This is a genomic window from Planctomycetaceae bacterium (assembly GCA_041398785.1).
Classification (GTDB): domain Bacteria; phylum Planctomycetota; class Planctomycetia; order Planctomycetales; family Planctomycetaceae; genus JAWKUA01.
Map to the genome: position 1 here is coordinate 109,555 of JAWKUA010000017.1, position 13,829 is coordinate 123,383.

The following is a 13,829-nucleotide window of genomic DNA, read 5'->3' on the forward strand; positions in this document are numbered from 1 at the left end:
ACCGCGAGACTCAGGTCTGAGAGGAACATCACCACCGCGATTTGCTGTTTACTATTCACTGTTCCCTGTTTACTGCATGAGTCAGTCGTCGAATTCGTCGTCGTCGTCTTCATCGTCGTCAAAGACGCCGCGTTTGGCTCGTTCGATGCGAGCCCGCAGTTCGCCGGGATTGTTGGACTTGGTAATCACGTCCGCTTCTTCGCACAATCCGTTCTTCCACAGGTTGAACAGGGAATCATCCAGCAGAATCATGCCGAACTTGCGGCCGGTCTGAATCGAGGAATTGATACGGAAGGTCTTGCCTTCGCGAATCAGGTTGGAAATGGCACTGGTCACCACCAGCATTTCGTAGGCGGCGACCAGGCCCTTCGGTTTGCGGGGCAGCAGTGCCTGGCTGAGAATTCCGATGATGGCGTTGGCAAGCTGCGTGCGGATCTGTTCCTGTTGATTGGTGGGGAAGACGTCGATGATTCGGTCGACGGTTCCCTGGGCACCGGTGGTATGCAGTGTGCCGAAGACCACGTGGCCCGTTTCGGCGGCGGTGATGGCCGCGGAGATCGTTTCCAGGTCTCGCATTTCGCCGACCAGAATCACGTCCGGGTCCATTCGCAGAGCTCGCCGCAGAGCTTCCGGGAACGACGGCACGTCGACGCCCACTTCGCGCTGATTGATCGTGGACTTATTGTGATCGTGGTAGTATTCGATCGGGTCTTCCAGCGTGATGATGTGATGATCCATGTTATGGTTCATCCAGTTAATCATGCTGGCCAGACTGGTGGTCTTTCCGGAACCGGTCGGCCCGGTGACCAGAAACAGACCTCGCGGCCGCTGAATCAATTCGCGGACAACAGGCGGCAGACCGAGCTGTTCGAAAGTCAGGAAGTCGCGGGGAATCTGCCGCAGCACCATGCTGATCATGCCGCGCTGCTTAAAGACGGCGACACGGAACCGGGCCTTGTCGCCGAACGCAAAGCCGAAGTCGGTGCCGCCGACTTCCTGCAGTTCCTGCTGGTTTCGTTCCGGCGTGATGCTTTTCATCAGCGCCGTCGTGTCTTCCTTGTCGAGCGTCTTGGTGTCCAGGCGAATCAGCCGGCCGCCTGAACGCACCACCGGGGGTTGCCCGACGGTAATGTGCAGGTCGCTGATCGACTCCCGCACCACCGTTTCCAGCAGCTTATCAATCTGAAGCTGACGCGCCATGCACAGTTCTTTCAGTCAGTTGGCGTTCGAATCTCACACTCAGGTTCAGCGGGACATCACGCCGATCGGGATTCCCGGGAATTCCGACCGATGCCAGCGCATGGTCCAGATGTCATCAATCAGATGTCGCGATTCGGCGAAACTCCGGACGCGACGCAGAAATGAAAAATGCCACTCCCTCAGCAAGAATCAGTTTGACGGATCAAAGATGGGAAAAAGCAGAAAATGATGAGCGGGTGATGAACATCAGAAGATCCGTGAATGAGATGTCTGATTATTCCCGGACTCCGCAATCGGTTCCAATCCTGCGCATCGATGTCCATTGAGCGGACGAATCTGCTTCGTCCCGGATTCGCCGCAGAGTTGCTTAGTGGCCCCCCTTGGACAGCTTGATGACTTCGGCCAGTGTCGTAAGCCCTGCCGCTGCCTTGTCCTTCGCATCGTCGACCAGAGTTCTCATTCCGAACAGGCGAGCCTGGCGGCGGATGTTCTGGGATGGTTCGCTGTTGAAGGCCATTTCCCGAAGCGTGGAATTCATGGTCATCAGCTCAAAAACGGCTCGACGTCCCCGGTATCCGGTGTGCTGGCAGTTATTGCACCCTTTTCCTCGCACCCAGTCACCTTCTTCCAGCTCCTCGGGGCTCAGTTCAAAGTAGTCGACCTCCTCAGGAGTCGGCTGGTAGGGCTCCTTACACTTCGGGCAGACAACGCGCACCAAGCGCTGCGCCATGACCGCCATGAGCGAACAGGCGACCAGAAATGGCTGTACGCCCATATCGATAAGACGTGTAATAGCTCCGGGCGCATCGTTCGTGTGAAGTGTGCTGAAAACCAAGTGTCCAGTCAAGGATGCCTGAATTGCCATTTCTCCGGTTTCTGTATCCCGGATTTCCCCCACGAGAATCACGTTGGGAGCCTGCCGCAGCATGGCCTTAATAATGCGGGCGAAGTCGAAGCCGATGCTGTGCTTGACTTCCACCTGATTGATCCCCGGAAGGTAGTATTCGACGGGGTCTTCGGCGGTGATGATCTTCCGGTCCGGGCGGTTGAGTTCGCCCAGAGCACTGTACAGCGTGGTGGTCTTTCCGGAGCCTGTGGGTCCGGTCACCAGAAAGATGCCGTTCGGACGGCGAATGACGTTCTGGAACGTGCGGTAGTTATCTTCGCTGAATCCCAGATTGCGGATGCCGATCTTGATGTTGTCTCTGTCAAGGATACGCATGACCACTGCCTGCCCGTGATTGGTCGGCAGAATGCTGACTCGCAGGTCGAACTCCTTATTTCCCATGCGAGTCTTAATTCGTCCGTCCTGCGGCCGGCGTTTTTCGGCGATGTCCATCGTCGCCATGATCTTGAAGCGGGAAATGAGGGCTCCCAGAAGTCGCTTGGGAGGACTGTCCCGTTCCATCAAAGCGCCGTCAATTCGATAACGAATGCGAATTCGGTCTTCGAACGGTTCGATGTGAATATCGCTGGCTCGCATCTGCATCGCTTCGGTGATGATCAGGTTTGCCAGGCGAATAATGGGGGCGCTGTCGTCTTCGTCGCCTTTGGTGGCGGCGGCGGCTTCGACTTCGGTGAAATCGATCTGTGTTTCGGTGAATTCGGAGATCATCGTGTCGACGGATTCGGTTTCCGTCTGACCATAGTGCCGGTTGATGGCTCCCTGGATCGATTCCAGCGGTGCCATGACGACTTTCAGGTCGCGGTTCATGACGAACCGCAGCTTGTCCAGAACTTCGATGTTGTTGGGGTTGTGCATGGCGATCACGACGGAATCGCCGTCCACGTCGACGGGGATGACCAGGTTTTCGCGGGCCATCGATTCCGTAACCAGCTCAATGATGCTGTTGGGAATCTGCTTGCCTTCCAGGTCGACGAATTCGTACCCGAAGTGTTCGGCCTGGACTCGGCCAAGGTCGACACCGGAAATGTAGTTGAGCCGGACGAGGGCATCTTCGACGGTGATCCCGAGGTTCGCGGCCATGCTGCGAGCTTCCTCAAGTTGCGTGTCACCGATTGTCCCGTCATCGACAAATCTTTGCAGCCAGTCAGACATCGTGGGCTCCAGGTAAACCTTCGGGAATGAGAATCGCTGGCCCGGCTATACCGCGACCGGTCTGCCGGGAACGTCGGAATCCCGCAGATCGGAATCGCGGCGCCCGGATTCGGCGCAAAACCACCGCGCGAGTCAGAGAATCTCCCGCATGTCCCGAAATTAGAAGCTCTCAGCAGTCGCGACTCAAGGCCACCGGCGAAAGAAGCGTTCGCATTGGCGTTTCCCGGCGGAGCATGAACCATTGTGCGGGTCAGCATGAGCAGCCGGCAGTCAGCGCTGGCGCGGGAAAATCCCGACTCGGTGCGTCCGCCCGTGTTGATCTTCCGGTCACGCGCCGATACTCTCTGCCCAGTCCTGACTTGCGGTGATCGCCGGTCGGCAGTCGTCCGGCGGACGGTCACTGTCAGGATGCATTTCTCTGTACGCATTCCGCCGCAAATCGCGGTTTGGGAGTGCCTGTCGATTTCGAGCACACGTCGACGCGAGTTGCGGCGGCGGTTTCGAAAGCAAGTGGTGACGGTCTCGGCGTGAGTGGCGCCGCGGCGGTACAGAGCCCAGAGCGTTTTCGGAGATTTCAGAACAGATGGGGCGTTACACAGGACCAAAGGGGCGAGTGAATCGTCGCCTGGGAGTCAACGTTTACGAATCTGCCGGTTCCATCCGGGCTCTTGAGCGAAAGGAATTCCCGCCGGGAATGCACCGTCGCCGAAAGAAGCCAACGAACTACGGCATCGGCCTGGCGGAAAAGCAGAAGATCAAATTCTTCTACGGCCTGCGCGACCGGCAGTTGAACCGCTACTTCGACAAGGCGCGGCGCATGAAGGGCAACACCGGACAGCAGTTGCTGCTGATCTGTGAGCGGCGGCTGGACAACGTCGTGCGCCGCGCGGGTTTCGCTCTGACGCGACCGCAGGCTCGCCAGGGCATCGTCCACCGGCACTTTCAACTGAATGGTGTCACAGTCAACAAGCCCGGCATCATGGTAAAGGCCGGCGACATCATCACAGTCCGCAAACGTCCGAACATTCAGGCGGTGTACAAGGCCATCACGGAATCGTCCACGCTGCCTCAGACCGATTGGGTCAACTTCGAACCGGCGGAACTTCGAGCAGTGGTGACATCGCTGCCGGCATTCGACGACGTGACTCTGGTGGTCGACGTCGGTGCCGTTGTGGCATTCCTGTCGCGATAATTCAGTCCGGCGGGAAACACGGGACCGGGACAGCAATCTGCGTATCGTGCGGCCCACCGTGGCTCCGGCGGTTTGTTTCGTCGGCACGTCATGGTGCCCAGGCTGCAACGATCAGCAATCGAAAACCGCGGACTTCGGTCCGCGGTTTTTTCGTTTCGATGACTACCGTACTTCGCTTTGAAGGCGATCAACGTACTCCGCCGGAGCGCTGATGAATTCCTGCATCAGTTGTGGCGACCGAAACAGCCAGATGCGCTGGCGGAAGACTGCGGCGTATTGCAGTTCACCGCTCACGTGTTGACCTGTCTGCAGCAGCGTTAGCGGACAGTCGCCGTCGAGCATCGGCCAGTACTTTTCCGGAGCCGCCAGGAACTTGCGTTTCTGCTGTTCGCTTTCAAAGAACAGCAGCCTGCCGTGATAGTTCGCCACGATTTCCGGCCGTCCGGTGACCAGGCGTCGTTCTTCGACAACGCTGGTCAGACACAGCCCGCCGAACGCCGGTTTGCGAGCTTCCTGGATGCTGTCCCGCGGGCCTGGAGCAGCGTGTTCTGCAAACGGGTTTCCGGCTGGCGGACGTCCGGCAAAGGGGTTGGTGTTTTCGTCTCCGCGCTCGGGAAAGCCAAACGGATTCTGCTGGCCGGACGACACGCGAGCCCGGCCCGGTCCTTCGTCGCTGCCGCGGCTGCCGAAGGCGTCATTCGCGAACGGATCGCTGCCGAATTCGGCATCAATTTCCTTTTCCAGATCGCCGTCGAAGTCACGATCGAAGTCGTCACCAAAGTCGTCCGCGAAACCCTGCGAACGGGAAACAGGCTTCGCCATTCGCGGCGCGGGCGGCTGACGGAAATCGGAAACCGCCTGAGTCGGCTGTTGTGCCGGCTGATTTGCCGCAAGTGCCTGGTTAAGTTGAGGCAGCAACTTTTCGGCGGTCTGGTAGCCGGTGATTCGTTCCAGAATCAGCATGTCGGGCGACACGATCAGCAGGGCCGGAAGCCCCTTGATCTTCAACTGAGACACCAGGTCCTTGTTTTCGTCGGCGTCCACCAGGACCGGAACGAATCTGTTGTTCACAAGCCTGACGACGGAATCGTCGGCGAAGGTGGTTTTTTCCATCTTCTTGCAGTAGCCGCACCAGTCCGCGGTGAACTTCAGCAGCACCAGTCGATTGGATCGATTCGCGGACTGCAGCGCGGACTCCAGGTCCTTCTCCCAGCGCACATCCGCCGCCCGGCAGGGACTCTGCGGCAGCAGGGCAAACGCAAACAGGAAACAACTCACGAACACCGATGTCTGGCACCGCTTTAACATCTTCTGTCGACTCCGTCCGACCTGACTCAGATTCTTTGTACGTTGCCGAACCGGCAACCGCATCCTGGTCGCAGAATTCGGCTGGCGGTTGCGGTCCCGGACGTCGGAGAACCGTGGTCGGCAGCGGCGACAAAGCAGCGACGTTCGCTGTGGAGGCGTTACATTCCTTGTTATCGGAAGCAAGTCGCCCGGACTGTGTGAGGCTCGTCACCTTTTGTTCATGTTTTGCCGATGGACCGAATTCGCACGCCGCAGCCGCATTCCGCGCGCCGCGCTTCGGCGGAATCCGCCGGTCAACTCAAACAACGGAGTCATCGGATTTCCGAACGGGAATGACGGCTGGCCGGTGTGGTGCGAAGTGCCAATGGCCGGAGCATTCCCGGCTCATCCGGAAAATGGGGTTGTTGATTGAACAGCCTTTCAGGCCCGGCGGCCGACACAACCTCTGCCGGTGGAGTGAGCCACCGGTCAGGTGCCTGATTTCCGGCAAAAGCCCCGGAGGGGCGATACAGCTTTGGCCGCAGCGGATTTGTCGGCCCTTCAGGCCTGCGGACGCGGAGACACCAGCGTCCGGAGCCTATCGGCTCCGGCAGACGTTGTGCCTGCTCTCCGGGCACCAACAACCGGAAACGTGAGGCTGTCGGATCGCAACGTCAGATCCGATCGAAGTCTCCGCAGGAATGAGGGCGAACATCAGCAAGCCTTCATCGACCGATTCTTCAGCAACACCCCCATTCGCCGGAACGGCCGCATTCCCGGTCGCGCGACGAACTTCGAGGCTCATCGTAGTTGGCGAATCAACCATCCGGCCTCAATGCAGATGCTGCGGCTCAATGAACGTGATGGCCCAGGCCAGGGCGACTCCGAGAGCCAGAGCCAGTGAAAGCCGCAGTCTGTGATGAGAATGGAATTCCATTTCCGGCAGCAGATCGCTGAGCGAGATGCAGACAAACACCCCGGCGGAAAACGCCATCCCGCAGCCAATGATCATCGGCTGGTGAAACGTGAAGTAGCTGGCGGAGATCAGAAACAGCGCGGCGCCCAGCGGGCACATCAGAGCGAATCCGGTGTTCACCAGGTTTTGGGCGCGATGCTTCCAGCCTCCGGCCGCCATCAGGGCTGTGATCGAAACAGCGTCGAGCGGTTTGTGCAGAATGATGGCCAGAAACGTCCCGACTCCGTAAAGCGACAGCACGCTGGGATGAAACGAACCAGCCGCGACGCTGGCCCCCAGAGCGATTCCGTCGATCAGCGTGTGCAGGCTCAGACCGATGACAATCCCCACCCAGCTCAGATGATGCGCCAGCGTCTGCGGATGCGAATGCTGGTGACTGTGGCTGTGTTCGTGGTCGTGTTCGCAGGGGGTTCCTTCGTCACTTTCGGCGACGCCGTGATTGTGAAAATGGAACAGCCGCATCAGCAGAAACATCACGATGATTCCGGCCATCATCCACCCGACGGCCAGATCAACGGACGGCAGTTCCTTCAGCGAATGCGGCAGCAGGTGCAGCACTCCGATACCCAGCATCAGGCCGCCGACGAAGCTGATCATCGTCTGCATGCGGTTATGAGTCAGCTCAATCATTCCCGGCAGCCAGCCGCCGATCAGTGAACTGAGCACAATCAGCGTGCAGTAAATCCCAATCAGCATCACCACCCACGAATCCAGCCGGTATCCGTGAGGCGCGGACCGGGCGCTGCCGGGCAGGGCGAAACCGGGCGAATCGGCAGCCAGCGAATCGCCACCGGGCGAATCGCCACCGGGCGTGTGGGTGGCCACAGACTCAGCGGGTTTCGGCAAACCTGCTTCATCGGCATTCGCGACCTGTGCGGACGGGATTCCGAGAAGCAGGGCTGCCACGATGGTTCCTGCCGCAACGATCGCTGATGTGATTTTATGCCAGGAATTCATTCAGGATCGTCGTTCGCCGGGCCGGCGTCCGTTCGGCACAACTTGCTATTCATCACAGACTCAATGGCGCCTGCCACGCTGCCTTCAGTTCAGCAACAGGTGCATTCATCACTACGCCGTGAGTGCTCGATACGATCAGGAGATTTGTCGATGAAGTGACGCCGACCAGTTTTCGGGCGACGGAACCGATGCAGTCTTCAAACGCCGAAGTCTGTGAACGCCTGACTTCCACCAAAAACCGGCTGTTACTTTCCGAAAACAGGTTCACGGCGTCGCCGACATCAGCGTCCAGAGTCACACCGACGTCTCCCGCGATGGCCATTTCGGCGGCGGCGACGGCCAGGCCGCCTTCGCTGAGATCGTGGCAGCTCAGGACCAGGCCGGCTTTGATTGCTCGATGAATCGCGGCGAAAACCTGAGGCGCCTGTTCCGGATCAACGGTGGGAACCTTGCCGCCGGACAGTCCATTGACGAGGTTGAAGTGGCTTCCGCCGAGTTCCTCTTTTGTTTCGCCGACGAGGTACAGGACGTTGTCGGGGCCCTTCAGATCCATCGTCACGGCCTGTTCGACGTCTTCCATTTGTCCCAGCGCCGTGATCAGCAGCGTCGGTGGAATGGCGACCGTCCGGCGGTTTCCATCGGCGTCTTCGTAACTGAATTCGTTGTTGAGACTGTCTTTGCCGCTGACGAAAGGCGTGCCGTAGGCCGTCGCGATGTCTTTGCAGGCCAGGGCGGCCCGCACGAGTGTGCCCAGAGTTTCCGGACGTTCGGTGTTGCCCCAGCAGAAGTTGTCCAGGATCGCGATCCGCGCCGGGTCGGCTCCCACGGCCACGCAGTTCCGCACCGCTTCATCGATTGCGGAGGCGGCCATCCAGTACGGATCGAGATCGCCGAAATGTGGATTCATGCCACACGAAATCACGAGTCCGCGATTGGAACGCAGGTCCGGCCGGACCACGGCGGCGTCGGACGGTCCGTCGCTGTGAACGCCGACCAGAGGCTTGACCACGCTGCCGGCCTGAACCTCATGATCGTACTGACGAATAATGGCTTCCTTGCTGGCCACATTCAGGCAACCGAGAATCTTCTTCAGATCGTCGGTGTAGTCCGGCTTGTTCAGCGCGGTGCCGGAATCCGCGGAATCGGTCTGTTCTGATGCGCCGGCCGGGTTCAGGTCGAACACGGCTTCGCGAATGACGGGCGGACGGCCGTCGTGGAGAAACGACATGTTCAGCCGGCCGACTTCGTTGTCTTCGTACTTCAGCACAAGTTCGCGGGTGTCGGTGAACTTTCCGATGACAGTGGCTTCGACGCCTTCGGATTCCGCCAGTGAGGTGAATTCTGCCAGGTGCTTTTCGGGAACAGCCAGCACCATGCGTTCCTGAGCTTCGCTGATCCAGATTTCGGTGTAGCTCAGGCCGGAATACTTCAGCGGCGCTTTTTCCAGCCACACTTCGGCTCCGGTGTTTTCGCCCATTTCGCCCACCGCGCTGCTGAACCCGCCGGCACCGCAGTCGGTGATGGCGGAATACAGGTTGCGGCTGCGTGCTTCCAGCAGCACGTCCAGCACCATTTTTTCCGTGACGGGATTGCCGATCTGAACGGCGCCGCCGCTGATGGATTCGCTCTCTTCGGTCAGTTCCGCCGAAGAAAACGTGGCGCCGTGGATGCCGTCGCGGCCGGTGCGCCCGCCGACGGCCACGATCAGATCACCGTTAGAAACACTGCCGTGAATCCGGTCGTTCGGAATCATGGCGACGTTGCCGCAGTAAACCAGCGGGTTGCCGAGATACCGATCGTCAAAATACACGGCTCCGTTGACGGTCGGAATGCCCATGCGATTGCCGTAGTCCCGGACGCCCGACACAACTCCCTTCATCACAGCTCTGGGATGCAGCACACCGGGCGGCAACTGATCGGCGGGAAAGTCGGGCCGGGCGAAACAGAAGACGTCAGTGTTGCAGACCGGTCGGGCTCCCAGACCCGTGCCCATCGGATCGCGAATGACTCCGCCCAGTCCCGTGTTCGCTCCGCCGTAAGGTTCGATGGCGGACGGATGGTTGTGAGTTTCGACCTTGATGCAGACCGCCTGCCTGTCATCAAACCGGACGATGCCCGCGTTGTCGCTGAAGACGCTCAGGCACCAGTCGTCGGCGCCCAGTTTGCCGCGGATATCGACAGTCGCCTGGAAGATGGTTTCCTTCAGCATGTTCTGAAACGGGATCTCGCGCACGACTTCGCCGCCGGACGTTTCGACGTAGTGAATCCGACCGGCCAGCGTCTTGTGCGAACAGTGTTCGCTCCATGTCTGAGCGATCGTTTCCAGTTCGATGTCCGTCGGATCGCAGTCCTGAGCGCGAAAGTAGTCGCGGATCGTCTGCATTTCCGTCAGGCTCAGGTAAAGCTGACCTTCCGACGAAAGCCGCAGCAGCGTTTCGTCGTCCGCGTTGCGAATGGCGACGGTGGACAGTTCGAAGCGGTAGTCCGTTCCGACAGATAAGTCCGAAATCCGCAGCGGTCCGGCGACGACGTGTTCAATGGCGTCGTTGGAAAGCACTCGCGATTCGACTCGAGCGCGTTCCATGTCCGAAAGTGTTCCCGTCAGCCAGTACTTGCGACATGTGGCGACGGCGGTGACGCTGAAGTTCTGAGCCGCCAGTGCCTTCGCGGCGTTGTCGGCCACGCTGTCCGTGACGCCGGGATGCAGCAGCACGTTCAGGCAGTCGGATTCCGCCTGGTCGCTCGATGGCAGCGACGCGATCCGCACGTGTTCCACGACCGGATCACACAGCAGAAACCGGGCCGCGTCGTTTACCTGCTGTTCGTCCAGATCGCCCTGGATGAGAAACGATCGCGCGGATTTCACGTCAGTCAGCGAGTGAATTCCCAGACTTCGAGCGTCCGCCAGAACTCGCTGACCTTCGTGGTCGCGAGCATCCTTCGACGGCAGAATCTCCACTTCCCAGAGCATTCAGAGCGGTTCCTGTGTGGTGCTGGCGCGGTACCGAGGCCGTATTCCACGGCTGGAAACGGACGTTCGGCGGGGCGTTCGGGCGGAAGTATTCCACGGACCCGCAGGCAGTACAAGCAACCCCTTTTTGCGCTCGTCCTTTCGGCGGGCTGCACATCTTTGCTCGACGAAGGCAGCGATCGTCGACGGGTGGCACCTCTTCGCACAAGGCGTGTCGCGCAGCGATCGAAGGCGCGGGAGGGCGATGGCGGAGGGCGAGGCTCCTGCCGAGCCGCGTGGGCAGAGGACGTCCGATCGCGGCAGCGGCGGCAGGAGCCTCGCCCTCCCGAGGGTGTCATCTGTGTGAATCTGTGAAATCTGTGGACGCCATTTGCGATCGCAAAGTCCGCCGACGGCAGCGCGTCCCAAAACGCTTTCCGACGGCTGCGCCGCACAACTTCTTCGAAGATGTGGTACCCGGTGCGAGTTACGTGCGGATGAACGTCGATTCTGCGGTCGGCTGATAGCGAACGTTGAGGTGCGGGGTTTCAATTCGGTTCTGGCCGGTGCCCAGTGACCGGACTCCCGCTTCCACCAGGCCGGTTGTCAGCAGAGTGCGTTCAATCGGGTACGGAGATTTTCCTGTCAGAAACGTCTGTTCTGCTTTGGACATCAGCGACGCGGAATAGGTGACGTTCGGGACGGACGGCAGGTAGAACAATGTCGACAGCGGTTGACCCTGTCCTTTCAGTCGCGCGGCGAAGGTGAAGTCGCCGACCAGTCCGTTCATCAGCAGCATGGTGGCTTTCACGCCGTCCGCGTATTCGAAGCGATACGCGATCGGATTTTCGACCCATTGGCGCATTTGTTCCGGAGTCGGATAGCGGTGACTGTAGGTTTCCGGTTGTGCCAAAGTCTGGCATCGCGACAGGCAGGCTTCGAACAGTTTGGGATCCCAGCCGCCCTGCGACCAGTCAGCGGCGTCCATGGCCTTCCACACATTGTCGCCCTGAATGGCCTGCATCGAGACGACACCGGTTTCGCCGCCGCGACGACGTTCGGCCATGCACTGGATGACTTCCAGAGCATGAAAGTCGTAACTGTCGATACCGCCGATGGCGACGCACATCAGTTCTTCCACGTCGGCTCCCAGCGGCATGTCGATGGCCGGCATTCGCCACGTGACGGGCAGCGACGAACCGGCGGTGAACGCAAAATTCAGTTCCCGCGAGATGTCGACCATTTCCTTCGCCCAGTCCCATTTCCACGACAGGTGCTTGTCGTTGAACACCGGCACCGAACGCCCGTCCTTTCGAAACACGTCGGTCACCTGTTTGAAGAATTCATAGCGAGGATACTTCGTCTGCTGGTATTCGCTTTTTTCGTACTTGCCGTGTTCGCCAATGATCAGCACGGCATCGACCGCCATTTCGTCGCCTCCGCAGCGCAGTGCCTGGGCGATGGATTCGAAGATGGGGAATCCGAATTCCTTCGACCGGTCGCGGCTGAGATCGTTGTCGGGAAACTGATCGACGTAAGCCGCGACGACATCAAACGCAGGACGATGCCATTGTCCGCCGACGGGATAGCCCACCAGGAACCGTTCGGCCATGTGCCATGCGTGAGAATGGTAGCGCCATTCCGTTGTGACCACCGCCAGGCGTTTTCGTTCCTGTGCCGCGGTTTCGGCGAACGACAGCGAGGAAGCGACGAGTCCGGCGCCGACCGTTCCCAGGAAATTTCTGCGGGTCAACATAGCGATGCCTCACGGGAAAGAAGGATTACAGCAGGATGTTTCTGACGACGTCGCCGTGCACATCCGTCAGTCGATAGTCGCGTCCGGCGTGGCGGAAGGTCAGCCGTTCGTGGTCCAGGCCCAGCAGATGCAGAATCGTGGCGTGGAAATCGTGGACGTGAACGCGATCTTCGGCGACCGCGATGCCGTATTCGTCGGACGATCCGTAGGCGATTCCGCTGCGCACGCCGGCTCCCGCCATCCATGACGAAAACACCTGATGATGATGTTCGCGTCCGGGGTGACCGGCGTTTTCGTGGTACGGAGTCCGGCCGAATTCCGTGGTCCAGACGACCAGCGTGTCGTCCAGCATGCCGCGCTGTTTCAGATCCCGGATCAGCGCCGCGATCGGCTGGTCAACGTTTCCGGCCAGCGGAGCATGCGTCGCCATGTCGCCGTGAGCGTCCCAGTTATTCGACGAACCGACGTCGATCAGTTCAATGAACCGCACGCCGCGTTCGGCAAGCCGGCGGGCGACCAGACATTGCCAGCCGAAGCCCGTTGTCTGGCCCGGCGCCAGTCCGTACATGTTCAGTGTTGCCTGAGTTTCGCCGGACAGATCAATGGCTTCGGGCGCTTCCCGCTGCATTCCGAAGGCAGTTTCGAACGATCGAATGCGGGCTTCCAGAGCGGCGTCGGCCGGACGCTGTTTCCGATGCCGGGCGTTGGCCTGATTCAGCAGAGCCAGTTCCATTTCCTGCAGTTCGGAAGCCGGAACTCGCGGCCGAATATCGGGAATCGGGTTGTCTCCCGGAATGATCCAGGTTCCCTGATGCGCTCCGGGAAGGAAGTCACTGCCCCACGTCTGAGCCCCCGCGTACGGCGCATGCGGCGCGACAACCATGAACGACGGCAGGTTGCGGTTTTCGGTGCCCAGCCCGTAGCTGACCCACGCTCCGATGCTGGGCCGTGCGAACGTCCAGGAACCGCAGTGCATCCCCAGCGTGCTTTCGTAGTGATTCGTGTGGTCACTTTCCATCGATCGAATGACACACAAATCATCGGCCACGTTTCTGATGTGCGGGAACAGATCGCTGACCATTGTTCCGCAGGTGCCGCCGGGCCGGAACTTCCAGTTGGGCTGCTTCAGGTACCGCGTGAACTCACCGGTTCGGCCCTGCCAGTTGTCAACGGTGATCTGCCGGCCGTGTCCGGCAAACAGTTCCGGCTTGTAGTCGAACGAATCGACATGCGAAACGCCGCCGGTCATATACAGAAAGATGACTCGCTGGGCGCGCGGCGGATAATGCGCGGGACGAACGGCCAGAGGATCGGCGGCGGTTCCGTCAGCAGGACGATCGGCGCCGCATGATTCGTCAGCGAGCATCGCCTGCAGAGCGATCGCCGCAAATCCACCGGCAGCGTTTCTCAGGACATCACGCCGTGTCGATAACGCAGGACCATTCATTCGGC

8 protein-coding genes are annotated in these 13,829 nt (G+C 59.8%); 1 reads left to right on the forward strand and 7 read right to left on the reverse strand.

The window, feature by feature from the left end; translation table 11 throughout:
- Positions 1-81: 81 nt before the first annotated feature.
- The gene (locus tag R3C19_19125) at positions 82-1,200 is read right to left on the reverse strand and encodes a type IV pilus twitching motility protein PilT (protein MEZ6062462.1); all 1,119 of its coding nucleotides are present in this window, start codon (positions 1,198-1,200) and stop codon (positions 82-84) included.
- A gap of 367 nt (positions 1,201-1,567) precedes the next feature.
- On the reverse strand, positions 1,568-3,259 hold the full coding sequence (locus R3C19_19130) for a GspE/PulE family protein (protein MEZ6062463.1): 1,692 nt from the start codon (positions 3,257-3,259) through the stop codon (positions 1,568-1,570).
- A 583-nt stretch (positions 3,260-3,842) separates the two neighbouring features.
- Between R3C19_19130 and rpsD the strand changes: the two genes are divergently transcribed.
- Complete coding sequence (gene rpsD / locus R3C19_19135) at positions 3,843-4,451, forward strand: 30S ribosomal protein S4 (protein MEZ6062464.1); 609 nt, start codon at positions 3,843-3,845, stop codon at positions 4,449-4,451.
- A 162-nt stretch (positions 4,452-4,613) separates the two neighbouring features.
- Here rpsD and R3C19_19140 read toward each other — a convergent pair whose 3' ends face one another.
- The 5 genes from R3C19_19140 to R3C19_19160 all read right to left on the reverse strand — a co-directional run bounded on the left by R3C19_19140 (position 4,614) and on the right by R3C19_19160 (position 13,824).
- On the reverse strand, positions 4,614-5,759 hold the full coding sequence (locus R3C19_19140) for a thioredoxin family protein (protein ID MEZ6062465.1): 1,146 nt from the start codon (positions 5,757-5,759) through the stop codon (positions 4,614-4,616).
- A gap of 811 nt (positions 5,760-6,570) precedes the next feature.
- Positions 6,571-7,620 (reverse strand): ZIP family metal transporter, encoded by a 1,050-nt coding sequence (locus tag R3C19_19145; GenBank protein MEZ6062466.1) that lies wholly within the window; start codon positions 7,618-7,620, stop codon positions 6,571-6,573.
- 103 nt (positions 7,621-7,723) lie between these two features.
- Positions 7,724-10,642 (reverse strand): phosphoribosylformylglycinamidine synthase subunit PurL, encoded by a 2,919-nt coding sequence (gene purL / locus R3C19_19150; GenBank protein MEZ6062467.1) that lies wholly within the window; start codon positions 10,640-10,642, stop codon positions 7,724-7,726.
- A gap of 466 nt (positions 10,643-11,108) precedes the next feature.
- A complete protein-coding gene (locus R3C19_19155) occupies positions 11,109-12,377 on the reverse strand; it encodes a hypothetical protein (protein ID MEZ6062468.1) in 1,269 nt (422 codons plus the stop codon).
- Between the two features lie 25 nt (positions 12,378-12,402).
- Positions 12,403-13,824 carry a DUF1501 domain-containing protein gene (locus tag R3C19_19160; protein MEZ6062469.1) on the reverse strand — a complete coding sequence of 474 codons (1,422 nt, stop codon included), beginning with the start codon at positions 13,822-13,824 and terminating at the stop codon, positions 12,403-12,405.
- Positions 13,825-13,829: the final 5 nt, after the last annotated feature.